We start from the raw sequence: 26,293 nt of genomic DNA on the forward strand, positions 1-26,293 counted from the left end.
CGAGGTATTTCACAATGGATGGCTTTCACGACCTGGGTGGCTTTCAAGGCTTCGGCAAAGTGCCGCACACCATCAACAGCCTCAGCTATAAACCGGTCTTCAAAGAAGATTGGGAGCATCTGGCCTACAGCCTGATGTTCATCGCCGCCGACCACTTGCAGCAGTTCAGCATCGATGAGGCGCGCCACGCTGTGGAGCGCCTGGATGTGCGCCAGCACGTCGGCACCACCTATTACGAGCGCTATGTCATCGCCACCGCTTCACTGTTGGTCGAAGGCGGCGTGATTACTCAAGAGGAGCTCGACGAGGCGCTGGGTTCGCACTTCAAGCTGGCCAACCCGCCGCACTCCAAAGGCCGCCCGGCCATTTCCGACCGAGCGCCTTTCGAAGTCGGCGACCGCGTGATCGTGCGTGATGAGTACGTCGCCGGGCACATTCGCATGCCGGCTTATGTGCGCGGCAAACAGGGCGTGGTGCTGCACCGTACCCGCGAAAAATGGCCGTTCCCCGACACCATTGGCCACGGCGACAAAAGCGCGGTGCTGCAACCCACCTACCACGTCGAGTTCCGGGTCAAAGACCTGTGGGGCGATGCGACCGATGACGGCTTTGTGGTCGTCGACCTGTTCGAGAGCTACCTGGACAAGGCCGATGGCCCGGTGCAGCCATGACTGGCGCCAGCCCGTCGAGCCGGCTGCCGGTCACGGTGCTCTCGGGCTTTCTGGGCGCGGGCAAGACCACCCTGCTCAACCACATCCTGCGCAATCGCGCAGGTTTGAAAGTGGCGGTCATCGTCAACGACATGAGCGAGGTGAACATTGATGCTCAGGACGTAGAACGCACGGTGTCGTTGCACCGTGGCAGCGATGAACTGATCGAAATGAGCAACGGCTGCATCTGCTGCACCCTGCGCGGCGATCTGCTGGAACAGATCAGCTTCTTGGCGCGCCAACAGCGTTTCGACTATCTGTTGATCGAATCCACCGGCATCTCCGAGCCGATGCCGGTGGCCGAGACCTTTGCCTTTCTCGACGCAGAGGGCTTTTGCCTGAGCGAGCTGGCGCGACTCGACACGCTGGTCACCGTGGTCGACGGCAGCCAGTTCGAAGCACTGCTGGACTCGACCGAGCGCGTGGGTGGTGAAGCCGAAAACAGCACGCCACTGCGCGCGTTGTCGGATTTGCTGATCGAACAGGTGGAGTATGCCAACGTCATTCTGGTCAACAAACTCGACGTGATCGGCGAGGCGCGCTTCGAGGCCTTGCGCGCCCTGCTCGCTGGCCTTAACCCCGGCGCCGAGATTCTGCCGATGAGCCACGGCGTCATTGCCCTGGAGAAGATTCTCGGCACGCAGCGCTTCGACCTGCCGAGCCTGGCGCAATCGCCCGGCTGGATGAAACAGCTGGACGCGGTCGAGGCACACGCCTCGGAGTCCGACACCTATGGCATTGCCTCCTGGGTCTACCGCGAGCGCGCGCCGTTTCACCCGCAGCGGCTGCTGGATTTTCTCGGCAAGCCGTGGCGCAACGGGCGGCTGCTGCGCAGCAAGGGCTATTTCTGGGTGGCCAGCCGTTACCTGGAAATCGGCATGCTGGCGCAAAGTGCCGGGCACTTTCGCTGGGAACATGTCGGCCGCTGGTGGCAGTTCATCGATCAGGCGCAATGGCCGCAGGACGACTATCGCCGTGAAGGGATTCTGAGCAAATGGGACCCTGTTGCCGGTGACTGCCGCCAGGAGATCGTGTTCATCGGCCAGGGGCTGGATCTGCAGGTGTTGCAGCACGAACTGAACGCCTGCCTGCTGACCCCGGACGAGATTCTGGCCGGCCCGCCACACTGGCAGGCGTTACCCGGCGCCAGCGCTTTCAGCACGCCTGTGCAATCCATTTAGAGGTGCCGCATGTTAGTGCTCAGCAAAACCCATCATCGCGCAATGACCGCCCTCGCCGACCAGTTGCAACAGGGCAACGTCGAGCAGCAGGCGCTGCAAGCCCAGGTTGCCGCCCTGACCCTTGACCTGCAACGGACGGCGGCGCAACTGGCTCAGCGCGAAAGCCAGCTGAAAACCCTCTCGCAGCGCTGGGAGCTGGTGGCACAAAGCGCGGGCGATCGGTTCTGGGCGCTGGAATTGAGCGGCACTGCGCCCGCCGTTTCCGCCAGCACCTTGTGGTGGTCGACAGCGCTGACCAGCCAGCCTGGGCTGCCAGAGCGCTTCGATCTGTGGAACGAACGACTGCACCCTGACGACCGCCAGGCGCATCTGGACGGCCTGACCCGTCACCTGGCCGACCGCAGCGGCCGCACCGCCTATGCGCTGGAGGTGCGCATGGATTTGGGCTCAGGTTATCGCTGGTGCCATATAAGCGCCCACTCCCGTCGCGATGCCCAAGGCGTGCCCGTGGCGGTGGCCGGCGTGCTGCGCGATATCCACTTGCAGCGCCAGCACGAAGAAGCGCTGACCCTGGCCGCCACCCGTTTTGAAATCTCGCGGGAAATGCTCCACGACGGCCTTTGGGACATCGAAGTGGTGGCCGGCGACCCGGCCAACCCGAACAACGCCATCTGGTGGTCTTCGCAAATGCGTCGACTGCTGGGCTACACCACCACCGAAGAGTTTCCCAATACCCTGGAAAGCTGGTCGTCGCGCCTGCACCCCGATGACAGCCAGCGCGCCATAGAGGCCTTTGTCGCCCACGTGAACGACCGCTCCGGCAACACGCCCTTCGATGTCGCCTACCGGCTGCAACACAAGAACGGCGATTACCGCTGGTTTCGTGGCCGCGGCCAGACCCGGCGCGCCGCAGATGGCTCACCGCTGCGCGTGGTCGGCGCGATCACCGACATCCATGCCAGCCACGAAGAAAACCAGATGCGCGAGGCCCAGCAGCATCAACACCAGGCCATGCAGGACAACCTGCTCAAACTGACGCAAATCGTGGCGGCCATTCAGGGCATCGCCAAGCAGACCAACCTGCTGGCACTCAACGCCGCCATCGAAGCCGCCCGCGCCGGTGCGGCAGGCCGGGGTTTTGCGGTGGTTGCCGACGAGGTGCGCAAGCTGGCGACCCGCACCAGTCAGGCGACCCAGCAGGCGGCGGACATGATCGAGGGGTATTGACGATGACGAGCCGAGGCCAATCCCGTATGGTGGCGATTGCGTTCAAAAACGCTCTAGCCCGTGCCTTGCACCGTTACAAATGAGGTCATTACGTGTCAACAAGCGACAACACAGCACCCAGCGCCGGATTGCGCTTCTGGATTTTGCTGGCCCTGTCGATGGGCAGCTTCGCCATCGGCACCAGCGAATTCGTCATCATGGGCCTGCTGCCCGAAATTGCCCGTGGGCTTGAGATCAACGAACAACAGGTCGGTCATCTGATCAGCGCCTATGCCTTGGGTGTCGTGATCGGCGCGCCGGTGCTGGCCATGCTCGGCAGCAAATGGCGGCGCAAAACCCTGCTGGTGGCCTTGATGCTGTTCTACGCCGTGGCCAACCTGGCCAGCGCACTGGTCACCGACTACCACGGCGCGATGCTGGCGCGCTTTGTCAGTGGCCTGCCGCATGGCGCCTATTTTGGTGTCGCAGCACTGGCTGCCGCCTCGATCAGCCCGCTGCACAAACGCGGCGCCGCCGTCAGCAGCGTGCTGATGGGCCTCACCGTGGCCATGCTGATCGGTAATCCGCTGGCCACTTGGCTGGGGCAACTGCTCGACTGGCGCTATGCGTTCGTGGTGGTGGCGGTGCTTGCCGGGCTGACCTGCATCCTCGTCCAGTGCCTGCTGCCGGCCGGTGACAAACCGCAGGCCAGCAGCGTCAAGCATGAGCTCAAAGCCTTCTGCCAAGCGCAAATCGGCTTGCTGTTGCTGATCGCCTCTACGGGTTTTGCCGGCATGTTCTGCGTGTTCAGCTACCTGGCGCCGACGCTGCTGCAAGTCACCGGCGCCGCCCAAAGCTGGATTCCGGTGGCCCTGGCCTGCTTCGGCGGCGGGGCGGTGATCGGCAATATCATCGGCGGCCGCCTGTTCGACCGCTTCGGTGCCCAGGCCATCGGCATCGTGCTGGTCTGGTCGATTGTCGTGCTGCTGGCCTTCCCGTTTGCCGCCCACTCGATCTGGACCCTGCTGCCGGCGATTGCCTGCGTCGGCACCATGATTGCCTTGGGGCCGGTGCTGCAAACCCGTTTGATGGACATCGCCAAAGGTGCACAAACCCTGGCAGCGGCGTCCAACCATGCGGCGTTCAACCTGGCCAATGCCATCGGCCCATTGCTCGGCGGCATGGCGATTGCCGCCGGTTGGGGCTGGACCTCAACCGGCTATGTGGGCGCCGCGATGGCGGTGCTGGGCTTGCTGGTCTACATCGTTGGGGTACGCGGCAAAGAGGCTTGATACGCCACGCTGTCAATGCAATTTGAAACGCATCACCACCGAGTTCAGACCGACCGCCAGTTGCGACAACTCATGACTGGCGACGGCCGTCTGACTCGCGCCTTCGGCGCTGTGGCTGGCCAGATCGCGAATACTGATCAGGTTGCGGTCGACCTCCCTTGCGACATGCGCCTGCTGTTCGGACGCTGTCGCAATCTGCAGGTTACGCTCGTTGATTTGCACGATGGCATCGGCAATCACCTGCAAGGCATTGCCGGCATCATCGGCTTGCCCCAGTGTCACCCTGGCCTGCTGAATGCTGCTTTCCATCGCACTGACAGCACTTGAAGTGCCGTTTTGCACACCAACAATCATCAGCTCGATCTCGGTCGTCGACTGTTGAGTGCGATGCGCCAGCGCCCTGACTTCGTCAGCCACCACCGCAAAACCACGCCCCTGCTCGCCGGCCCGCGCCGCCTCGATCGCCGCATTGAGCGCCAGCAGGTTGGTTTGCTCTGCAATCGCCCGAATCACATCAAGCACTTTGCTGATGTCCTGGGCCTGTTGCGCCAGGCCGTTGATCTGCACGGCCGTGCCCTGAACATTCTCCGAAAGGCTATGAATCGACTTGATCGTTTGCCCCAGACGCTGGCGCCCGTCCTGGGTCGCCTCGTTCGAGGCCTTTGCTGCATCGGAGGCAGAGGCCGCGTTACGCGCCACTTCGTCCACCGCCGCGCTCATTTCATTGACCGCCGTGGCGGCCTGATCGACTTCGATATTCTGTTGCAGCAACCCGCGACTGCTTTGCTGATTGATCGTCGACATCTCTTCGGCCGCCGAGGCCAGGCGCTCGGACGAAGAGGCAATCAGCTTCAGCGTTTCATGCAGCTCACGCTGCATGCCATCGAGCGCCCGCAGCAAATCGGTGGCCTCGTCTGCACCATCGACCACTATTTGCCCGGACAGATCGCCCTTGGCGATGCGCTGGGCCACCGCGACAGCGTGATAAAGCGGTTGCGTCACACTGCGGGTAAACACCCAGGCGATGAAAATGGTGTACATCACCGCCAGGCTGATCACGATGAACAATGCCGTGCGTGTTTGCGTGTAAATCGCTCCCGCCTGCTCACCCTGCAAGGCAGCGTAACGCTCGTTGAAGGCCGCCAGATCGGCCAGCCCCTTACTGATGGCGCGACCTATGGTCGGCACACCCTGATCGGCGGTGAACTTGACCATCTCGGCCACCTGCCCCGCGTTCAACATCTGTTGTTGCTGGGCTTGCAAGCGCAAGTAGTCATCGAAAGAAGACTTCAGCGGCGCAAAAATGGCCCTGATTTCGTCGCTCTTGGCCAACGGTGCAAAGTCATTCAAGCCTTGTTTCAAGTTTTCGCGAAAACCGTCCAGGCGCTTGTTGGTGTCCTGAATATCGGTAGGGTCTTTGGCCGTAATCAGCCGCTGCGTTTCCAGGCGCATGGAAATCAAGGCCGCGTTGATCTTTCCGGTGACGTTGATACTTTGCAGCGAACCGGTTTCGATGTCCTGCTCGATCTGCCTGAGTTGTGCGGTTTTACTCAGGAAAAAAGCCCCGACAATGATTAACAACAGGGTAAATGACGCAAAGAAAATGCTCGACCTTGAAGCAATTTTCAGACTCCGCAACAGCATGAGAAATACCTTTTTCTGAGTGCTATATATCTATATAGAAGGATGGACGTTAAAAATACGGCCACTTGCTATATCGGCGGTCGTGAGGAGGTCTTTAAAAGAAAAGCCTATTGATTCTCATTGTATTAAACGTAAATATTTTGCTACAAATAATGGCAATTGGCTTTCTCCTCTCGCATCATTCGCGCCGTGAGTGACCTCGAACGGAATCGGTGAATGAGCTGGAAGCAAACAATAGCCCTGGATGAAGGCGTGTATTCCTTAAGCGTTGCCCAACGTGTCGCCTATGCCCTTGCCGGTGATCTCACGATCCAGATCAAGCAGAATGGTGCACGCCTTGAACTGGACGTGACACCCACGGTCATTGCCGGCCCAGGTACTCTGGTTCCTTCTATTGCTCATGCCCATGAACGGGTACTGAGACACCTGAATGATTTTGCCTTGCGTGATCAGATTCATCGCGAGACCTGGAAACTGCGCGAAGCACTCGTTTCAGCCGCATTACGAGGCGCAGGTGTATGACGCTGCAACAGAGCTCGTTGATCGCCAAAGAAACACCTTATCGTCTGCTGCCATTCAGGTTCATGCGCCTGGATGATTCAAGCCCCCACAATTACCTGCTGACCGCAGAAACCGGTGAGTACCTGTTCACTCCCGAAGCCGTCCTGAACAAACTGGTACGCAAAGAGCTGGATACTGGATCGCCCGTTTACAAGGATCTGCTGGCACGGCATTTCATCTTCGAGCCCGGTAGACACAACCCGCTCGCCGAGATGGCGGCGCAATACCGCAGCCGCAAAAGCTTCCTGTTTGAAGGCCCGGCACTGCATATTTTTGTCGTGACCCTGCGCTGTAATCACACGTGCCAGTATTGCCAGGTTTCCCGGGCGCCGCAGAGCGATGCCGGGCATGACCTGTCAGCCGAACATGCAGCGCACGCGGTGGATCGGCTGTTTGAATCGCCGTCCCAAGTGTTGACCGTCGAATTTCAGGGCGGCGAACCTTTACTGGCCTTCGACCGTATACGGCAGATCGTCGAGAGCGTAGAGGTGCGAAACGAGGTTGAAGCTCGAAGCATTCAGTACGTCATCACCAGCACACTGCATCATCTGACAGAAGCGATGCTCGACTTTGCCGAGCGCTACAACATTCAGTTTTCAACATCGCTCGACGGCCCGGCTTTTCTGCACAACGCCAACCGACCGACGCCGGGTAAAGATGCCTATGAGCGCACGCTGGAAGGCATCAACCGGGTTCGGGCAAGGCTGGGGCATGATGCCGTTTCTGCGCTGACGACACTGACCGCCAAAAGCCTGAAACACCCGCAGGCAATCATTGATGAATACGTGACACAGGGCTTCAGCAGTATTTCCCTAAGGCCGCTAAGTCCTTATGGTTTTGCGAAAAACGCGGCACGGCGCCTTGATTACTCGATGAATGAGTTCCTCTCTTTCTACAAGACTGCCCTCACCTATCTGATTTCCATCAATACGCAAGGGACGTACCTTTCAGAAAGCTATGCCTCATTGTTACTCACCAACATCCTTACCCCGTTTGCGTCGGGCTACGTGGACCTGCGCTCACCGCTGGGTGCCGGTCTGGGTGCGCTGGTCTACAACTACGACGGCGATGTCTATCCGTCGGACGAGTCGCGCATGCTGCTGGAAATGGGCGAAAACGGCCTGAGTCTGGGCAGCGTTAAACAACCGCTGAAAGAACTGCTCAAATCACCGGTGATCGATTTGCTGCTTGCCAGTGGTGTCGCCGAGGCCTTGCCTGGGTGTTCGGATTGCGCATTGGTGCCTTATTGCGGCGCCGACCCTGTCGAGCATTTTGCTCGTCAGGGTGATCCGGTGGGACATCGTGCTTTCAGCAGTTTCTGCGAAAAGAATATGGGGTTGCTGACGCATTTGTTCACCCAACTCCGGGACAGCGATGACACCACGCATCGCGTGCTGATGAGCTGGCTCTCCAGACGCTCGCTCAGGGATGTTCCCCGCAGCGGATACCGGGGATAAGCCATGCTACGTCTGGACACTCAGTTCTCTATCCGTAATTTGCCTACACGCCGTCTTTTCAAGGTCATCACGCTTGAAGAGCTGATCGAAAAAGGGCTGCAAGGCTGTGCCGGCCATGCTGACTTTGAAGACCTCATACTCTGGCTGGATCAAACCTGCACACTGGAACCTGCCCGGTTTAAAACCCTGCCCGTGGGCGGGTTTCTGCTGGCTGACAATTCGCTAAATGGCGAGCTGTTCGACGCCACCGTCCTGAGCAATGCCCGCGATACACAGGTGGTGCAACCCGGCGATGTCATCTCGGCAGGCCCGGACTCTGGCATGGTGCGGGTGTTATATCGTCGTGGCTCGAACAGCAACCTGCTGTTCATCACCGACCGTTGCAACAGCGTGTGCCTGATGTGCTCGCAGCCGCCCAAGGATGTCGACGATCGCTGGCATATCGACGAAAACCTCAAGCTGATCGACCTGATCGATCCAGGTGTCGAGCAACTGGGTATCAGTGGTGGTGAGCCCACGCTATACAAAGAGGGTCTGCTGGCAATCATTGCTCGCGCCAAAGCCGTAGTACCCGAAAAGTCACTGCACATTCTGAGCAACGGCCGCTTGCTGCGCGATCCTTCATGGATTAACCAGCTCAAAGCAATCGATCACCCCGGCACAACCTGGGGGGTTCCCCTATATGCGGATAACGCTGTCGATCATGACCATGTCGTCCAGGCTTACGGGGCATTTTCCGAAACGATGCAAGGGCTCTACAACCTGCAGCGTGCCGGCCAGAACATTGAGATACGCGTGGTGTTGAGCAAGCTCACCGCCGCACGCCTTCCAGAACTGGCGCACTTTATTTTTCGCAATATACCGTTTACCCAACATGTGGCCCTCATGGGTATCGAGAGCACAGGCCTCGCCAAGAAAAATCATGAAGCGCTGTGGATAGACCCTGCCGATTATCAGGAACAACTCAAACTGGCGGCGGGCTTTCTGGATATTCGCGGTATGACGGTTTCCATCTACAACTTGCCCTTGTGTGTGCTTGATCCTCAACTCGGGCCTTTCTATCGGCAAAGTATTTCCGACTGGAAAAATCTGTTTATCGATGCCTGCCAAGGGTGCGCAGCCACTCGATCATGCGCGGGCTTTTTCAAATCTCATTCGGGACGCTGGCAAAGCCGCAACATTCGCAGGCTGTCAGTGACCGACCTGCTTCAAATACAAGGAGTAAATCATGAAGTTGCTTGAGCGCTGGAAGATGCTGTTGGGACAGTCACTGGCGGCACTGCCCATCATCGGAAGCCCGCTGGCCGATGCCGGCCCGGCTCATCTGGCGTCACAGGATTGGCTGCCGCTTCCCAACGCCGCGCCACCCGCATTCAAGAACACCCTCAATGCCACTGACGCGGTCAATATTTATGCGGCGCATCGGTCGCACAGTTCACATCGCTCGCATAGTTCTCACAGCTCGCATTACAGCAGCTCCGGAGGCTATTCGGCGCCGAGGAGCTATTCCCCCCCGGCACCGTCTTATTACTCGACACCCGCACCCGCTGCCCGTAGCTACAACTCGGGATCAAGCAACAGTACGACAACGCCCAGTGCCAGCCCCTCAGGATCAAGTACCACCTCGGCCAAGCCAGGTGCACAGGATCTGGCGGTATTGGTAAGGCGCGTGCAACTGGCGCTGATGACCAAGAAGTATTACGCAGGTGCGATTGATGGCGTGCTGGGCAAAACCACCCGTGGTGCCTTGATGGCATTTCAGGTGGATTCAGGTCTGGATATCAATGGACGGATGGACACAGCGACGTTGAATGCGCTGGGTATTCAGATTCCGCGTTAGCACTGACGTCACTAACCAGACAGCGTCAGAGCGCCTTACCGCGTCAACCACGCATTGAACCGCTCATTAAGCTCATCGGCATGATCGCCCCACCATTCTGCGTTCATCCGCAGCGCGGTCTTGAAGTTTTCCGGTGAGGTCGGCAAATGCGGCTTCATCTCTTCGCTTACCAATGCCTGGGACGATTTACGCGTCGGGCCGTAGGCAATCAGCTTGCTTTGCTCGGCCAGTACCTGGGTGCTGGTGGCGAACCTGAGAAATTCCAGCGCGCGTTGTTTGTTCTTGCTACCGGCCGGAATCGCCCACACGTCCATGTCATACAGCTGGCCATCCCAGATGATGCTGAACGGTTGTTTCTCTTTGGTTTGTGCGGTCCAGATCCGACCATTCCAGGCCGAGGTCATCACCACTTGCCCGTCGGCCAACAGTTGCGGTGGCTGAGCGCCGGCTTCCCACCAGACGACCTGGTCCTTGATGGTGTCGAGTTTGGCGAATGCGCGGTCGACGCCGGCTTCGGTTTCCAGCGTGGAATAGACCTTGTTGGCCGGCACGCCATCGGCCAGCAAAGCCCATTCCAGTGCGCCTTGCGGGGCCTTGCGCAGGCCGCGCTTGCCGGGGAAGGTCTTGGTGTCGAAGAAGTCCTTCAGCGTGGTCGGTTGCTGGGTAAATGCCTTGGTGTTGTAGGCCACCGTGGTGGACCAGATGATGTTGGCCACCGCGCAATCGCTGATCGCACCGGGAATGAAGTCGACATCCACGGGCGCCCCGCCCGCGCCCGATTCCAGGTCACGGGCGGGGTTGATGCGCTCGAACAGGCCGGCATTACAGGCCCGCACTGCGTCAGGCAGCTCCATGTCGACCACGTCCCATGTCACGTTTTTGGTCTCGACCTGCGCCTTGAGCTGGGCGATGCCGCCCGAGTAATCCTCCAGAATGGTCTTGACCCCGGTCTTTTCGCTGAACGGCTTGATCGCCGCCTGGGTCTGGGCAGCCGCCAGTGCGCCGCCGTAGGTGACGATGGTCAGGCTGTCAGCGGCGGTCGCTTGCAGGCACACGGCGCTGATGGCAATGCATAACGCGAGTTTTTTCATCACAGATTCCTTGAAGGATGACTCAACGGGTTATTCCACGGGCGCGCAGCGAGCGCCGGCGCAGGATTTCGATCAACAGCAACAGCACCACCGAAACGACGATCAGCAAGGTGGCGGCGGCCAGAATGGTCGGGCTGATCTGCTCGCGCATGCCGGACCACATCTGCCGGGGGATGGTGCGTTGCTCGACACCGCCGAGAAACTGCACGATCACCGCTTCATCGAACGAGGTGATAAAGGCAAACAAGGCGCCCGAGATAATCCCCGGCCGAATCAGCGGGAATGTCACGCGCCAGAAGGTGTAGCTCGACGAGGCGCCCATGCTGGCGGCGGCGCGCACCAGCGAATGGTCGAAACTGGCCAGCGTGGCTGTCACGGTAAGAATCACGAACGGTGTGCCCAGCACCGCATGGGACAGGATCAGTGCCAGCAAACTCTGGCCGATACCCAGGGTGCTGTAGAAAAAGTACATGCCGGCGGCTGAAATGATCACCGGCACGATCATCGGCGAGATCAGCAGCCCGGTGAGCAACCGCTTGAACGGCAAATCACTGCGTGACAGCCCGATGGACGCCAGGGTGCCCAGCGCGGTAGCGATCACCGTGGCGCCCAGTGCCACTTGAAAGCTGTTGCTGATCGACAGCCGCCACAGCGGGTCGCTCATCAATTGCCGGTACCAACGCAGCGAAAACGCGTCCGGGTCCAGGTGCAGCATCGCGCTGCTGAAGCTGAAATAAGGTTCGACATTGAACGACAGCGGGATGATCACCACGATCGGCAACACCAGAAACAGCAACACCAGCCAGGCAAAACTGCGCACCGTGTAAAACCAGCAGCGGCCCAGGATGCCGGTGTAGCTGGGCAAGGCAGTGGTAAGGCTCATTGTTCACCCCAGTTTCATGTTGGAAATACCGACGAATCGGTCGTAAACCCAGTACATCAGCAGCACCACGATCAACAGCAGGCTGGCGATGGCCGACGCCAGGCCCCAGTTCAATGAGGTCTGCATGTGGTAGGCGATGAAGTTGCTGATCATTTGCCCGGTGCGCCCGCCCACCAGCGCGGGGGTGATGTAGTAGCCGACCGCCAGAATGAACACCAGAATGCCGCCGGCGCTGACACCGGGCAGCGACAGCGGGAAGTAGATACGCAAGAAGGTGCGCAACGGGCTGGCACCCATCGAGTGCGCGGCGCGGATGTAGGTCTGGTCGACGCCACGCATCACGCTGTACAGCGGCAAGACCATGAACGGCAGCAGGATGTGGGTCATCGCAATGATGGTGCCGTACAGGTTGTACATCAGGTCCAGCGGCTGATCGATCAGGCCCAGGCTGCGCAGTACATCGTTGAACACCCCGTTCGATTGCAGAATGACGATCCAGGCGCTGGTCCTGACCAGCAACGAGGTCCAGAACGGCAACAGCACCAGAATCAGCAACAGGTTGCTGGTGCGCTCCGGCAGGCCGGCCAGAAACCACGCCAGCGGGTAGCCCAGCACAAAGCAGATAAAGGTGATTGCCGCACTGACCATCAGCGTCTTGATCAGGTTGCTGACGTAGATCTGGCGGTTCTCCGGTTGCTGAACCACGCTGCCCGCCTCGTCGTATTGCAGGTCCAGCGCGGCCAGGTAATGCACCGCCGACACCGAAGGCGCCATGCTCTTGAGCTGCGACCAGGTGGCGATTTCGCCCCAGCGCTTGTCGAGGTCGATCATCAACGGCTTGTAACCGGCGGCGGCCGCTTCGGGCGTGCCCAGCCCACGGGAAGTCTTGTTGAGCAGCAGCTTCATGCCGCTTTGCACGCGATTGAGGTCGGTGCCGACCCGGTCCAGTTGCTGGCTGGCGGCCAGTGCCTGAATGTCCCGGGCAACGATTGCGAAGGTCTCTTCACCGGGAATGTCAGCACGCGACCATTGCTGTAACTGCTGGGCACTGTGCGGCATGTAGGTCGACAAGGTCGGGTTCTTGACACTGCGCAGCAGCATGTCGCCGATCGGCATCAGAAAGAACACAGTGATAAAGGCCAGCAACGGCAGCACCAGCAACACCGACTTGCGCCGGTTGCGGCGCTCGGCCTGGGCGAGCTGCGCCTTGAGCGATGGGTCGGCCTGCGGCTGGATGAACAGCTCTTGCGCAGGTCCTTCTGAAAGTACAGGGCGATTCATAAGCGGGTCTCCGTGCGGGCGGGTTAGTGAGCAGCGTCGAGTACCCGACAGTCTTCAGCTCGCCAGCCGATGGTCACTGCCGCCCCCGGCTGTGGCCGGGCCGGTGTGATGCCATTGGTGACCTTGACCACGAAGTCATCCTGCCCGGCCACCTGCAGACGCAGGCGCAGGTGATCGCCGTGGTAAATGATTTCCTGAATGGTTGCCGGCAGGCGGTTGTCGCAATCGCCTGGCGCCGGTTCCAGCAGCACCCGCTCGGGGCGGATCGACAGCGTGGTGCGCGTGCCGCGCGCGGTACTGACTGAACGGGCGGCCACGCCCTTGATCTGCAGGTTGCCGACCTGCACGGTGCAGTCACCGCTGGTGCAGTCGAGCACCTCGCCGGTCAGGCGGTTGTTCTCGCCGATAAAACTGGCCACAAACGCGGTTTCCGGCTTCTCGTACAGGTCGCACGGGTTGGCCAGTTGCTGCACCACGCCGTCGTTGAACACCGCGATACGGTCCGACATGGTCAGCGCTTCGCTCTGGTCGTGGGTGACATACACCACGGTGATGCCCAGTTGTTTAGACAGCCGCTTGATTTCGTACTGCATCTGTTCGCGCAGCTGTTTGTCGAGCGCGCCCAGCGGCTCGTCCATCAGCACCAGGCGCGGCTCGAAAATCAGCGCCCGTGCCAGTGCCACCCGTTGTTTCTGGCCACCGGACAATTGCGCCGGCATGCGATTGCCGAGGCTGCCCATGGCGACCATGTCCAGCGAGGCGCGCACCTTGCTCTGGATATCCGCGGACGACAGCCCGCGTACCTTGAGCGGAAACGCCAGGTTTTCGGCGATGGTCATGTGCGGGAACAGCGCGTAGTTCTGAAACACCATGCCGATGCCGCGCTTTTGCGGCGAGATGTCGTTGACCGACTGGCGATCGATACAGATTTCGCCCTGGGTCACGGTTTCAAAACCGGCCAGCATCATCAGGCACGTGGTCTTGCCCGACCCCGAAGGCCCGAGCATAGTGATGAACTCACCGCGCTGGATCTCCAGATTGAAATTTTTGACGACCAGGTTTTCCCCGTCGTAACTCTTTTGCACGTTGCGAAAACTGACAAAGGACTCTGCTTGCATGGGATCACCTTTCTGCAATTCAGTAAGCAGCCAGGCACCGCCGACAGGGGCATGGTGCTGGCACGGTTTCTATTGCATGCGCTATGGGCAGAAAGGATTCAGAGCGAACCCGAAAGCAAAATGATGGGACGGAGCGACACAAACGGAGGCGATGCATGTTGCATTCATAGTGGTTATCTCCAGCGATCTTGACCGTGGGGCCGACCTGTCAGTCGGCCCGCACGCGATTCAATCGACTTGTTGTTATGACGTTTGGGGTATTACGGCAGGCCTTCACTCAAAGGCCTGCGGGTCAGCATTTGATCTTGTGCATTTCAGGGTCGTAGAAGGCGCGCAAGCTGGCTTCTACGGCGTACTTCTTGTTGGCGACCTCGATTTCGTAGGTGCCCTCCTTCACCCAGTCGGCACTGACGCCGGCTTCGTTGCACACATACCCCATGGCCACGTTGCCGCCGATGTAATGGCCGTACATGCCTGAGGTGGTGCGCCCGACGATTTCGCCGTTACGGAAAATCGGCTCTTCGTGATAGTTGGTGGCTTCAGGGTCGAGAAACCTGAACAGCACCATGCGTTTCTTGACGCCGGTAGCCTTCTGCGCCAGCAGGGCTTCTTTGCCAATGAAGCCGCCGGCCTTGTTAAAGTCGGAGGCGAACGCCAGCCCGGCTTCCAGCGGGGTGTCTTCTTCCATCACGTCATGGCCGAAGTGGCGATAGCCCTTCTCGATGCGCAGTGAGTTCAGCGCGTGGTAGCCGCACAGTTTCAGGCCATGCTCGGGGCCGGCCGCGACAATGCGGTCGTAAACGTCGGGGGCAAATTCGGTCGGGATGTACAACTCCCAGCCCAGTTCGCCGACATAGGTGATGCGCGAGGCGCGAACCCTGGCATAACCCAGCTCGATTTCACGCGAAGTGGCAAACGGGAAACCTTCGTTGGACAGGTCTTCAGTGGTCAGCGATTGCAGGAGGTTGCGGGCGTTGGGGCCCATGATGCTGATCACCGCCATGGACGAGGTCACATCGGTGAAGACCACGTTGGCTTCACTGGGGGTGTTGCGGCGCAACCAGGCCATTTCACGTACCTGCGTCCACGGCCCGGTAACGATCAGGAAGGCCTCTTGCTCAAGGCGGGTGACGGTCAGGTCGGCCTCAATGCCGCCGCGCTCGTTGAGCCACTGGGTGTAGACAATACGCCCCGGCGCCACGTCGATGTCGTTGCTGCAAATGCGGTTGAGCACGCTCATCGCATCGCGGCCCTGCACCAGAATCTTGGCGAACGAGCTTTGGTCGAACAGACCGACCTGGCTACGCACCGCGTTGTGCTCGGCGGCCGACCAGTCGAACCAGTTCTGCTTGCCCCAGCTGTATTCGTATTCGGGTTTTACGCCCTCGGGCGCAAAGAAGTTGGCGCGCTCCCAGCCCATGACTTCGCCGTAGCAGGCATTGGCCGCCACCAGCCGGTCATGCAGGATGCTCTTGCGCGCATTACGCGCCGTTTCAAACTGGCGGAACGGCCAGTGCATCGCATACAGCAGGCCCAGGCCTTCGGTGGTGCGGTCATACAGGTACTGCGAGTTGCCCTGGAATGGCAGGTTGCGCTTGATATCGACATCCCACAGGTCCATCGGCGCATGGCCTTTGGCGATCCACTCGGCCAGCACCTTACCGGCGCCACCGGCCGACTGGATGCCCACCGAGTTGAAGCCGGCCGCGACAAAGTAGTTGCGCAGCTCGGGGGCTTCGCCCAAGTGGTAGCGGTCGTCGGGGGTGAAGCTTTCCGGGCCGTTGAAGAACACTTGCAGGCCGGTTTTCTCCATGGCCGGAATACGGCGAATGGCCGCTTCAAGATAAGGCTCAAGGTGGTCGAAGTCCGGTGGCAACTCGTCGAAATTGAAGCTGTCAGGAATCCCGTTATGGCCCCACGGCTTGGCGTTGGGCTCAAAGGTGCCGACCAGCAGCTTGCCGGCGTCGGTCTTGAAGTAATTGTAGTTGTCCAGGTCGCGCAGGGTCGGCAGCATGATGCCGTTGATTTCCGGCATCGGCTCGGTGACCACATAGAAGTGCTCGGCGGCGTGCAGCGGAATATTCACCCCGGCCTTCTTGCCGAAATTGCGCGCCCACATGCCGGCACAATTGACCACGAATTCGGCGTCGATATCGCCTTGCGCGGTGACCACCCCGGCCGCCTTGCCCTCCTTGATCTTGATGTCCAGCACCTGGGTGTTCTCGATGATCCGCGCTCCGCCCAGGCGCGCGCCCCTGGCCAGCGCCTGGGTCACGTCCACCGGGTTGACCACACCGTCATAGGGCAAGTACACGCCGCCGACGATGTCGTCGATGTTCAGCAGCGGCCACAGCTCCAGCGCTTGCTCGGGGTTGACCACCTCACACGGAAAACCGCACAGCTTGGCCATCGAAGCGCCGCGCTTGAGTTCGGTGAAACGCTCTTGATGAGTGGCGATGCTCAGCGAGCCATTGCGTACAAAACCGGTGGCCTGGCCGGTTTCGGCCTCCAGGCCTTCGTACAAGCCGGCGCTGTACTTGGCCAGCATGCTCATGTTGTACGTGGCGCGCAGCGTCGGCACCAGGCCGGCGGCATGCCAGGTGGTGCCGCAGGTCAAGGTCTTGCGCTCCAGCAGCACGACATCCTTGATACCCAGCTTGGTCAGGTGATAGGCGACGCTGCAACCGATCACCCCGCCACCAACGATTACGACCCGGGCCGAGCCCGGCAGGCTATTGCTCATAGAAAACTCCACGGCCTGCGCCCCGTCGAGGCGCAGGCTCGATCATCAGGGGTTACAGGACGATGGTTTTATTGCCGTAGACCAGCACGCGGTCTTCGAGGTGGTTGCGCAAACCGCGCGCCAGAACGGTCTTCTCGACGTCCTTGCCCAGGCGCACCAGGTCATCGACGCTCTGTTCATGGCTGACACGGGCAACGTCCTGCTCGATGATCGGGCCTTCGTCGAGTTCTTCGGTGACGTAGTGGCAAGTCGCGCCGATCAGCTTGACGCCGCGCCGCGAGGCCTGGTGATACGGCTTGGCCCCGATGAACGACGGCAGGAAGCTGTGGTGAATGTTGATGACCTGATGGCGATACTTCTCGCACAGGTTCTGCGGCAGGATCTGCATGTAGCGCGCCAGCACGATGCAGTCGGCGCGGTACTCGTCGATCAGTCGCTCGGTCAAAGCAAAGCCCTCGGCCTTGTTGTCCTTGTTGACCGGCACGTATTCGAACGGGATGCCGTACCACTCCACCAGGCTGCGCAGGTCTACGTGGTTGGAAATCACACAGGCGATGTCGCACACCAGATCACCGGTCTTCCAGCGGTCCAGCAGGTCGGTCATGCAGTGCGAGCCCTTGCTGCACATCAGCACCACGCGCTTGCGCTGCTCGCTGTCGACCAGCCGCCAGTTCATGCCCAGCTCCTGGGCCAGCGGCTCGACCTTGCGCCGTAGCACCTCAATATCAAAGGGCAGCGACTCGGCGCGCACCACCATGCGGCTGAAAAAGCGGTTGCTCTCGGCGTCGGAAAACTGCGCCGCTTCCTGGACCCAGCCGCCGTGGCTGGCGAACAGGCCGGCGGTGCGGGTAATGATGCCAACCCGGTCCGGGCAATCGAAGGCAAAGGTATACGTTCGTGTGCTCATCGAAGGTTCCTCAAGACAGTGCGGCTTCGAGCGCCGGTACGGCCTCGAACAGGTCGGCCACCAGGCCGTAGTCGGCGATGCGGAAAATCGGCGCTTCTTCATCCTTGTTGATCGCCACGATCACCCTGGAATCCTTCATCCCCGCCAAGTGCTGAATGGCGCCGGAGATGCCGACCGCGATGTACAACTGCGGCGCGACGATCTTGCCGGTCTGCCCGACCTGCATGTCGTTGGAAACGAAGCCTGCATCGACCGCCGCCCGCGAAGCGCCCACCGCCGCCCCGAGCTTGTCGGCGACTTTTTCCAGCAAGCCGAAATTGTCGCCGCTGCCCATGCCGCGCCCACCGGAAACGATGATCTTTGCCGAGGTCAGCTCGACGCGTTCCGAGACACTGAAATCGGCGCTGACAAAGCGCGACAAGCCGCTGTCAGGCAACGACGCCAGCGTGCGAATGGTGGCCGGCACAGAGCCTTGTTCAGCGGCGGCAAAGGCGGTGGTGCGCACGGTCAGCACCTTGATCGCATCCGTGCTTTCGACGGTGGCCAAGGCATTACCGGCGTAATACGGCCGTACAAAGGTATTGGCTGAAACGATCTGCACCACATCGCTGATCTGCGCGACATCCAGCAAGGCCGCGACCCGAGGCAACAGGTTCTTGCCGTGTGCGGTCGCCGCCGCTACGACGTGGCTGTAGCCACCGTTGCTGAGCTGCGCGATGACCAATGCGGCCAGGTTCTCCACGCCCTGATCCTGATACTCGGCGCCATCGGCCAGCAGCACACCGGCTACGCCCGCGTAACCCGCCAACGCTTCAGCCACGGCACCTGCGCCCTCACCGGCTACCAGCACCTCGACCTGATCGCCCAATGCAGCGGCGGCGGTCAGTGCATGCAGGGTCGCGGCTTTCAGAGCACCCTGCTGGTGCTCGGCAATCAACAGAACAGCCATCAGATCACCCCCGCTTCATTCTTGAGTCGTTCGACCAGTTCCTCGACACTCGCCACCCGAATCCCCGCCTGACGCTCGGCCGGTGCCGACACCTTGAGGACCTTCAGGCGCGGGGCGATATCGATACCCAGTGCTGCGGCATCGATAATTTCCAGCGGCTTTTTCTTGGCTTTCATGATGTTGGGCAACGAGGCATAACGCGGCTCGTTGAGGCGCAGGTCAGCGGTGATCACTGCCGGCAGGCGCAGACTGCGAGTCTCCAGGCCGCCATCGACCTCACGGGTGACATTGACCCACTCGCCGTGGAGAGCGATCTTCGAGGCAAAGGTGCCTTGCGCACTGCCCATCAGCGCCGAGAGCATCTGCCCGGTCTGGTTGTTGTCACCGTCGATGGACTGCTTGCCGAGTAACACCAGATTCGGCGTCTCGCGCTGGACCAAGGCATTGAGCAACCTGGCGATGGCCAGCGGCTCCAGATCGGCGGGCGCCTTGATCAATACCGCCCGATCAGCCCCCATTGCCAGCGCCGTGCGCAATTGCTCCTGGCACACCTCAGGACCGACCGACACCGCAACGACCTCACTGGCCTGGCCGCTCTCCTTTAACTGCAACGCCGCTTCTACCGCGATCTCGCAGAAAGGATTGATCGACATCTTGACGTTGCCCAGCTCGACGTCAGTCTCGTCCGCCTTGACGCGAACCTTGACGTTGGCGTCCAGGACCCGCTTTACCGCCACCAACACCTTCATAGCCCATCCTCCCAATCAATCTGATCTTCTGGGGATGGATGCTATAAGGGGGTATGAATGGCTACAAACGATGGATATAGGGCTTATGGATAAGCATTGCTTATTCATTGTGAGTGCTTGAGCGGCTCAATAAAAAAGCCCGACGCAAGCGCCGGGCCAAGTGCTGAGCAACGATCAAATCCCTTTGCTGCCGGCAACGGGTAACCGGCTTTACTCCCCACCGCAGGCGAGACTGCGGGATTCAGCGAGCCGACCCACTCGGCTCGGTCCGAATGGTTTCAGCGGGCCAGCCACGCATTGAAGCGCTCGTTCAGCTCATCGGCGTGGTCGCTCCACCATTGCGAGTCGACCTGCAAGGCGCTGGTGAAGTTGGCCGGTGCCGTGGGCAGGCTGGCTTGCATGTCGGCCTGCACCAGTGGTTGCGACGACTTTCGGCTTGGGCCGTAGGCGATGTAGCGGCTCTGGTCGGCCAGCACCTGCGGCGAGGTCGCAAAGCGCAGGAAATCCATGGCGCGCTGGCGGTTGGGTGCGCCCAGCGGGATGGCCCAGACGTCGATGTCGTACATTTGCCCGTCCCAGATAATCTTGAATGGCTGCTTTTCCTTGACCTGCGCCGACCAGATTCGCCCGTTCCAGGCCGAGGTCATGCTCACCTGCCCGTCAGCCAGCAGCTGTGGCGGCTGGGCGCCGGCTTCCCACCAGATGACCTGGCGCTTGATGGTGTCGAGTTTGGCAAAGGCACGCTCCAGGCCCTGCTCGGTTTCAAGGGTCGCGTAAACCTGCTCACGCGGCACGCCGTCGGCCATCAGCGCCCATTCCAGGTTGGCTTGCGGTGCGTTGCGCAGGCCGCGTTTGCCGGGAAATTTCTGCAGGTCGAAAAAGTCGGCGAGCGTCGTCGGCGCCGGACCCTTGAATGCCTTGCTGTTGTAGGCCACCGCCGTGGTCCAGACGTAAGCGCCTACACCGCAGGCATTGAGCGTGCCGGGCAGAAAGTCGGCGGCCGCCGCCGAGCCGTCCACGGCAGGCGCCAGGTCCCTGGCCGGATCAATCCGTTCAAGCAGGCCGGCGTTGCAAGCGCGCACGGCGTCGGGCATTTCCATGTCGACGACGTCCCAGACCACACGTTTGGCCTCAACCTGCGCCTTGAGCTGAGCGATGCCGCCAGAGTAGTCCTCGGTCCTGATCTGGATGCCGGTCTTTTTCGCAAAGGGCGCAATCGACGATTGCTGTTGGGCGGCGGCAATACTGCCGCCATAGGTGACAACGGTCAGTTGATCCTGGGCCTGAGCGGTGGCGGCGGCGGCCAAGCCGGTGAGTAGAAGCAACGCTGATTTTTTCATAACGCTCCCCTGATTGCGGTGTTGTGAGTCTGGGCAGTGAGTTCGATGAGTAGGTTTCTTGTTGTAAAGGCGTGCTACATGCTTGAGTAATTAGGCCCGCCACCGCCTTCGGGCACGCGCCAGACGATGTTCTGGCTCGGGTCCTTGATGTCGCAGGTTTTGCAGTGCAGGCAGTTCTGCGCATTGATCTGCAAGCGCGGGCTGCCCTTGAGATCGCCGCTGTCGTGCTCGACGACTTCGTAAACCCCCGCCGGGCAGTAGCGCTGCGCGGGTTCGGCGTAGGCCGGCAGGTTGAAGGCCATCGGCAGCGCGGCATCGACCAGAGTCAGGTGACACGGCTGGTCTTCTTCGTGGTTGGTATTGGACAGGTACACCGACGAGGTTTTGTCGAAGCTCAATACGTTGTCGGGCTTGGGGTAGTCGATGCGCGGCACGTCATCGGCGCGCACCAGCTGGGTGTGATCGGCACGGGGGTCGTGCAGCGTCCAGGGCAGGCGGCCTTTCATCAGGTTCAGGTCAAGCCAGGCATAAGCGGCGCCCGCCAGGCTGCCGAAGCGGTGCATGGCCGGGCCGAAGTTGCGTTGCGTGTGCAGTTCCTGGTGAATCCAGGATGCGTTGAAACGCAGTGCGTAATCGGCCAGGTCCTGTCCCGACGAATCGTCAACCGCCAGTGCCGCATAGATCGTTTCTGCCGCCAGCAGGCCCGACTTCATGGCGGTGTGAGAGCCTTTGATCTTGGCGAAATTCAAGGTGCCGGCATCGCAACCGATCAGCAGCCCGCCGGGAAAGTGCATGCGCGGCAAGGACTGCAGGCCGCCCTTGGCAATCGCCCGGGCGCCGTAGCTGATGCGTGTGCCGCCGCGCAGGTAGCGCTCATAAACGGGGTGATGCTTGAGCTGCTGCAACTCGTCGAACGGCGACAGCCAGGGGTTGCGGTAATTGAGGTCCACCACCTGGCCGATGACGACCTGGCGGTCTTGCAGGTGATACATGAACGCGCCGCCTTGCACGCCATTCTGCGTCAGCGGCCAGCCGGTGCTGTGAATCACCAGGCCGGGCGAGTGCTGTTCGGCAGGAACTTCCCAGACCTCCTTGATGCCCAGCCCGTAATGCTGCGGGTCGGATTCGGCGTCCAGGTCAAAGGCCTTGATCAACGCCTTGCCCAGATGCCCGCGACAGCCTTCGGCAAACACGGTCTGCTTGCCATGCAATTCAATCCCGGGGGTGAAACCGCCCTTCTCGGCACCATTGCGGCTCAGGCCCATGTCGGCGGTGACCACACCTTTGACACGCCCTGCGTCGTCGTAAAGCACTTCAGCCGCCGGAAAACCGGGAAATACATCCACCCCCAGCGCTTCGGCCTGTTGCCCCAGCCAGCGGCAGATATTGCCGAGGCTGACGATGTAATTACCTTCGTTATGCAGGGTGCTGGGCACCAAGGCGCCGGGCACCTGAATGGCGTTGCGGGAAGAGCTCAGGTAGAAAATTTCATCACGCTTGACCGCCGTGTGCAGCGGTGCCCCCATCGCCTGCCAGTCCGGGAACAGTTCAGTGAGCGCCGTAGGCTCGAACACCGCGCCCGACAGAATATGCGCACCGACCTCGGCGCCTTTTTCGACCAGGCAGACCGACAGCTCACGCCCCTCTTCGATTGCCAACTGACGCAGGCGAATGGCGGCGGACAACCCTGCTGGACCACCGCCGACCACGACCACATCGAATTCCATTGCTTCGCGTTGCATCAGCCCCTCCACAGGTAACGAACCTGACGTATGAGGGGGATGCTACGAGCGGGATGACGCCACGAACAAACGATCTATAAGCGATTCATTAATAAGACTGGCTAATTCGTGGCCAGTGTTTCTTTGGCACTGCCCAGACGGAAACCGGCACGCAACTCTGACTCCAGCCAGTTGCAGAAAGCCTGGGCGGCCCCGGACAGGGGTTTGTTGTGCGCCTTGAGCAAGTAAAAGCCGGCCATGCTTTCAATGGTCTGATCGATGGGTGAAACCAGTTGGCCACGCAATCTGGACTTTTCGACCAGTTCTTCATTGAGCAGACACACGCCGGCACTTTCGATGGCCATGCTGGCCGCGATGGCGTAGCTGTCGACATAGAAACGCTGAAAGTTTTCCGCCTCGGCCTGCGGGTACTTGGCCAGCCAGTCGTTCCAGCCATTGGGCGTGCCCAGCGTGTCGATCAACGGCAGGCTGAGCAGGCCGCCGGCGTTACGCAACTTGGCGGCCACGTCCAGCGAACAATAGGGTTTGAGTTCGGTGCTCAGCAGTTGCTGGATGTCGTACTGCTGCCAGTTGCCGGCGCCGTAGCGAATCTCCAGTTCAGCACTGGACGGCGGCGCATCGGCTTCCCAGTTGACCCCGTACATGCGCAGCGAAATCTGCGGGTACAGCTCGGCAAAGCGCTCCATGCGCGGCGCCAGCCACAGCTGGGCGAAGGAGTTGTTGACGCTCAACTCCAGCACGCCCTGCGCCACCGAGCTGAAGATATTGTTCATGCCCTGATGCATGTGCCACAGACCTTCGCGCACCACCGCCAGGTAAGCACGCCCCGACACCGTCAACTGGATCGAGCGGGTCTGGCGCAAAAACAGCGGCTTGCCGAGCTTGTGCTCCAGCAGCTTGATCTGCTGGCTGACCGCCGACTGGCTCATGTTCAGCTCGATCGCGGCGGCCGAAAAACTCAAGTGCCGGCCGACCGATTCGAATGTGCGCAGCCAGTTGAGCTGCAAATTGGCCAGAGACATGGCGGGCTCCTGTATTAGCCAGACTTATAAATCTGAGCTGTATACATCGTTTGTAGCGCTGTCTCAAGGCTCATAGCATCCCTTTCCAGCAGGCCGGTTGACCGGCGTGAAACTCCCCAAGGACTCGTCAGAAGGACCGCGAGATGAAATCGGAAGCCAGAGTGTTAGTGATTGGTGGTGGCATAACGGGTGTGAGCACGCTGTACCATCTGGCCAGGGCGGGCTGGAGCGATGTGATGCTGGTCGAGAAGCTCGAACTGACCTCCGGCTCGACCTGGCACGCTGCCGGCAACCTGCCCTCGTTCAGCACCAGCCTGAACATCATGAAGCTGCAAAAGCACAGCATCGAGCTGTACCGGCAACTGGCTGAACAGACCGGCCAGTCGGTGGGCCATCACCAGACCGGCTCCGTACGCCTGGCGCACACGCCAGAACGCATGGACGAATTTCATCGGGTGGCGGCACTGGCCACGCTGGCCGGGCTCGACGGCGTCGAGGTGGTCAGCCCGCAGCGGCTGGCCGAACTGCATCCGTTTCTGGACACCACCGGCCTGCTCGGCGGGTTGTGGGACCCGTATGACGGGCACATTGACCCGACCAGCGTCACCAATGCCATGGCGCAACTGGCCCGCGGTTACGGGGCGACGATTTCGCGGCACAACCCGGTGACTGCGATCCGCCAGCTGGCTGACAAGCGCTGGGAAGTGACCACCGAACAAGGTGTGATCCTGGCTGACATCATCGTCAATGCGGCGGGCTTTCGGGCCAATGAAATTGCCGCGATGATCGGCCACCAGTTGCCGATCTGCTGCCTGGAACACCAATACCTGGTGACCGACAACATTCCCGCACTGCAAAACCGCACTGAGCTTTTACCGCTGCTGCGCGACCCGGATATTTCCTATTACCTGCGTCAGGAAGGCAAAGGCCTGATCCTGGGCCCCTACGAGCGTGAGCCAGTGGCCTGGGCGGTGGACGGTGTGCCGGCCAGTTTTGGCCAGGAGCTGCTGCAACCTGAGCTGGGGCGACTGGAAGACATCATCGGTGCGGCCATGGAACAGATTGGCATCATCGGTGAGGGCGGCATCAAGACCGTGGTCAACGGCCCGATCGTCTATACCCCGGACGGTTTGCCGCTGCTCGGCCCGGTGCACGGCTACGACAATTACTTTGCCTGCGCAGGCTTCAGTTTTGGCATCACTCAAGGCGGTGGCGCCGGTCGTTATCTGGCCCAGTGGATCATCGACGGCCACCCGGAAGTCGAGCTGTGGGAGCTCGACTCCCGGCGTTTCGGCGCCTACGCCGACCTGGATTACACCGTAAGCAAATCGCTGGAGTTGTACGCCAACGAATACCAGCTCGGCTGCCCGAACGAGTACGCCATGCGCCCGGTGGGACGGCAGATCAAGACCACACCGGCCTACCCGCAGCTCAAGGAGCGCAATGCCGTGTTCGGCGCGTGGTACGGCTGGGAGCGCGCCAGCTGGTTTGCCGCCGATGCCCAAAGCGCCAAAGAACAGTTCACCTATCGCCGAGGCAACTGGGACGCCGCCGTGCGCGCCGAATGCCAGGCCGTGCAGCAGCGTGTCGGTGTTCTCGACCTGAGCGCCTTCAGCAAGTTTGAAATCAGCGGTCGCGATGCCTGGGCGTTTCTTGACCGGCTGAGCCCCAATCGGGTCCCCACCAGCGCCGGCGATATCGCCCTGGCGCATGTGCTGACCGCGACTGGCAGCGTGGCCTGGGAATGCTCGATCACCCTGTTGCAGGACGGCAGTTTTTATCTGATGGGGCCGGCCGCTGCCGAATTGCTGATCGAAGATGCCTTGCGCCAGCGCGCCGCTGCCTGGCCCGCACTGACGATCAGCAACACCACCCACGACTGGGGTTGCCTGGTACTGGCCGGTCCGCGCGCCCGTGACGTTCTGGCGGCGCTGACCCCTACCGACCTGAGCAACGAAGCCTTCCCATGGTTTACCGGCCAGGAAATCGAGGTGGCAGGCGTCAGCTTGCGGGCATTGCGCATGAACTTTGTCGGCGAACCGGGCTGGGAACTGCACCACCCGGTCGAGCACCAGCAAACGCTTTATGATGCGCTGCTCAAGGCCGGCCAGCCCTACGCCATCGCTGATTTCGGCCTGCGGGCCATGGACTCGATGCGTATCGAAAAGGGCTACCCGATCTGGGGCCGCGAACTGACCACTGAATACAGCGCCCTGGCCGCCGGCATGGGTTATTTCATCAAGACCGACAAAGGCGAATTCGACGGCCGTACAGCCGTGCTGGCCGAACGCGATACGCCCTCCACTCACCGGCTGGTCACTCTGGAAATACAGGCCGGCACCGCCGATGCGCTGGGCAGCGAGCCGATTTTCCATCAAGGCCGGCTTATCGGCCTGACCACCTCGGGCGCGTGGGGCTACCGCGTCGAGAAAAGCCTGGCCATGGGTTTTGTGCTGCGTGAATTTGCCGCGCTGAACACTGAATTGACTGTGCGTATTCTGGGCCGCGACCAGGCGGCCTGCGTCGTGCGCAGTTGTGTCTACGACCCCAAGGGCGAACGCCTCAAAGCCTGATAAG

21 protein-coding genes and 1 pseudogene are annotated in these 26,293 nt (G+C 60.8%); 9 read left to right on the forward strand and 13 right to left on the reverse strand.

Annotation, left to right across the window (positions count from 1 at the left end):
• Nucleotides 1-14 precede the first annotated feature (14 nt).
• The 4 genes from nthB to ACYP2A_RS03845 all read left to right on the forward strand — a co-directional run bounded on the left by nthB (nucleotide 15) and on the right by ACYP2A_RS03845 (nucleotide 4,389).
• Nucleotides 15-671 (forward strand): nitrile hydratase subunit beta, encoded by a 657-nt coding sequence (nthB, locus tag ACYP2A_RS03830; protein ID WP_459742909.1) that lies wholly within the window; start codon nucleotides 15-17, stop codon nucleotides 669-671.
• Entirely contained in the window at nucleotides 668-1,891 is a 1,224-nt protein-coding gene (locus ACYP2A_RS03835; RefSeq protein WP_459742911.1) for a GTP-binding protein, read from the forward strand. The genes nthB and ACYP2A_RS03835 overlap by 4 nt, the downstream gene beginning before the upstream one ends.
• A gap of 42 nt (nucleotides 1,892-1,933) precedes the next feature.
• Entirely contained in the window at nucleotides 1,934-3,118 is a 1,185-nt protein-coding gene (locus ACYP2A_RS03840; RefSeq protein WP_459743085.1) for a methyl-accepting chemotaxis protein, read from the forward strand.
• A gap of 158 nt (nucleotides 3,119-3,276) precedes the next feature.
• Entirely contained in the window at nucleotides 3,277-4,389 is a 1,113-nt protein-coding gene (locus ACYP2A_RS03845; protein WP_459743086.1) for an MFS transporter, read from the forward strand.
• Nucleotides 4,390-4,401: 12 nt separating this feature from the next.
• On the opposite strand, the gene ACYP2A_RS03850 is transcribed toward ACYP2A_RS03845, so the two are convergent.
• Nucleotides 4,402-5,268: a methyl-accepting chemotaxis protein gene (locus ACYP2A_RS03850; RefSeq protein ID WP_459743088.1), complete on the reverse strand. Its 867-nt coding sequence runs from the start codon at nucleotides 5,266-5,268 to the stop codon at nucleotides 4,402-4,404.
• Nucleotides 5,260-6,033: pseudogene (locus tag ACYP2A_RS03855) on the reverse strand (MCP four helix bundle domain-containing protein); the annotation flags it as partial. The pseudogene ACYP2A_RS03855 and the gene ACYP2A_RS03850, both read right to left, overlap by 9 nt.
• A 216-nt stretch (nucleotides 6,034-6,249) precedes the next feature.
• Between ACYP2A_RS03855 and ACYP2A_RS03860 the strand changes: the two are divergent.
• The 4 genes from ACYP2A_RS03860 to hxsA are packed head-to-tail and all read left to right on the forward strand — an operon-like array spanning nucleotide 6,250 to nucleotide 9,891.
• The gene (locus ACYP2A_RS03860) at nucleotides 6,250-6,555 is read left to right on the forward strand and encodes a His-Xaa-Ser system protein HxsD (protein WP_459742913.1); all 306 of its coding nucleotides are present in this window, start codon (nucleotides 6,250-6,252) and stop codon (nucleotides 6,553-6,555) included.
• A complete protein-coding gene (gene hxsB, locus ACYP2A_RS03865; RefSeq protein ID WP_459742915.1) occupies nucleotides 6,552-8,051 on the forward strand; it encodes a His-Xaa-Ser system radical SAM maturase HxsB in 1,500 nt (499 codons plus the stop codon). The genes ACYP2A_RS03860 and hxsB overlap by 4 nt, the downstream gene beginning before the upstream one ends.
• A 3-nt stretch (nucleotides 8,052-8,054) precedes the next feature.
• Complete coding sequence (gene hxsC / locus ACYP2A_RS03870) at nucleotides 8,055-9,293, forward strand: His-Xaa-Ser system radical SAM maturase HxsC (protein WP_459742916.1); 1,239 nt, start codon at nucleotides 8,055-8,057, stop codon at nucleotides 9,291-9,293.
• Nucleotides 9,280-9,891, forward strand: a complete 612-nt coding sequence (gene hxsA, locus ACYP2A_RS03875) for a His-Xaa-Ser repeat protein HxsA (protein WP_459742918.1) — start codon at nucleotides 9,280-9,282, stop codon at nucleotides 9,889-9,891. The genes hxsC and hxsA overlap by 14 nt, the downstream gene beginning before the upstream one ends.
• Nucleotides 9,892-9,926: 35 nt before the next feature.
• On the opposite strand, the gene ACYP2A_RS03880 is transcribed toward hxsA, so the two are convergent.
• The 11 genes from ACYP2A_RS03880 to ACYP2A_RS03930 form a co-directional block, all read right to left on the reverse strand.
• On the reverse strand, nucleotides 9,927-10,982 hold the full coding sequence (locus tag ACYP2A_RS03880) for an ABC transporter substrate-binding protein (RefSeq protein WP_459742920.1): 1,056 nt from the start codon (nucleotides 10,980-10,982) through the stop codon (nucleotides 9,927-9,929).
• 22 nt (nucleotides 10,983-11,004) lie between these two features.
• Nucleotides 11,005-11,865, reverse strand: coding sequence for an ABC transporter permease (locus ACYP2A_RS03885; RefSeq protein WP_459742921.1), 861 nt, complete (start codon nucleotides 11,863-11,865; stop codon nucleotides 11,005-11,007).
• A gap of 3 nt (nucleotides 11,866-11,868) precedes the next feature.
• Nucleotides 11,869-13,146, reverse strand: a complete 1,278-nt coding sequence (locus ACYP2A_RS03890) for an ABC transporter permease (RefSeq protein ID WP_459742923.1) — start codon at nucleotides 13,144-13,146, stop codon at nucleotides 11,869-11,871.
• Nucleotides 13,147-13,169: 23 nt separating this feature from the next.
• Nucleotides 13,170-14,264, reverse strand: coding sequence for an ABC transporter ATP-binding protein (locus ACYP2A_RS03895; RefSeq protein WP_459742925.1), 1,095 nt, complete (start codon nucleotides 14,262-14,264; stop codon nucleotides 13,170-13,172).
• 292 nt (nucleotides 14,265-14,556) lie between these two features.
• Nucleotides 14,557-17,007, reverse strand: coding sequence for a GcvT family protein (locus tag ACYP2A_RS03900; protein WP_459742927.1), 2,451 nt, complete (start codon nucleotides 17,005-17,007; stop codon nucleotides 14,557-14,559).
• A gap of 52 nt (nucleotides 17,008-17,059) precedes the next feature.
• Nucleotides 17,060-17,914 (reverse strand): formyltetrahydrofolate deformylase, encoded by an 855-nt coding sequence (gene purU, locus ACYP2A_RS03905; RefSeq protein WP_459742929.1) that lies wholly within the window; start codon nucleotides 17,912-17,914, stop codon nucleotides 17,060-17,062.
• 10 nt (nucleotides 17,915-17,924) lie between these two features.
• Nucleotides 17,925-18,863 (reverse strand): electron transfer flavoprotein subunit alpha/FixB family protein, encoded by a 939-nt coding sequence (locus ACYP2A_RS03910; protein WP_459742931.1) that lies wholly within the window; start codon nucleotides 18,861-18,863, stop codon nucleotides 17,925-17,927.
• Nucleotides 18,863-19,612, reverse strand: coding sequence for an electron transfer flavoprotein subunit beta/FixA family protein (locus ACYP2A_RS03915; RefSeq protein WP_459742933.1), 750 nt, complete (start codon nucleotides 19,610-19,612; stop codon nucleotides 18,863-18,865). The genes ACYP2A_RS03910 and ACYP2A_RS03915 overlap by 1 nt, the downstream gene beginning before the upstream one ends.
• A gap of 278 nt (nucleotides 19,613-19,890) precedes the next feature.
• Nucleotides 19,891-20,952: an ABC transporter substrate-binding protein gene (locus ACYP2A_RS03920; protein ID WP_459742935.1), complete on the reverse strand. Its 1,062-nt coding sequence runs from the start codon at nucleotides 20,950-20,952 to the stop codon at nucleotides 19,891-19,893.
• A 74-nt stretch (nucleotides 20,953-21,026) separates the two neighbouring features.
• A complete protein-coding gene (locus ACYP2A_RS03925) occupies nucleotides 21,027-22,694 on the reverse strand; it encodes an electron transfer flavoprotein-ubiquinone oxidoreductase (protein WP_459742937.1) in 1,668 nt (555 codons plus the stop codon).
• Between the two features lie 101 nt (nucleotides 22,695-22,795).
• On the reverse strand, nucleotides 22,796-23,716 hold the full coding sequence (locus ACYP2A_RS03930; protein ID WP_459742939.1) for a LysR family transcriptional regulator: 921 nt from the start codon (nucleotides 23,714-23,716) through the stop codon (nucleotides 22,796-22,798).
• Between the two features lie 143 nt (nucleotides 23,717-23,859).
• Between ACYP2A_RS03930 and ACYP2A_RS03935 the strand changes: the two genes are divergently transcribed.
• The gene (locus ACYP2A_RS03935) at nucleotides 23,860-26,289 is read left to right on the forward strand and encodes an FAD-dependent oxidoreductase (RefSeq protein WP_459742941.1); all 2,430 of its coding nucleotides are present in this window, start codon (nucleotides 23,860-23,862) and stop codon (nucleotides 26,287-26,289) included.
• Nucleotides 26,290-26,293: the final 4 nt, after the last annotated feature.

The sequence above is a fragment of the Pseudomonas sp. 3A(2025) genome, from assembly GCF_054589175.1.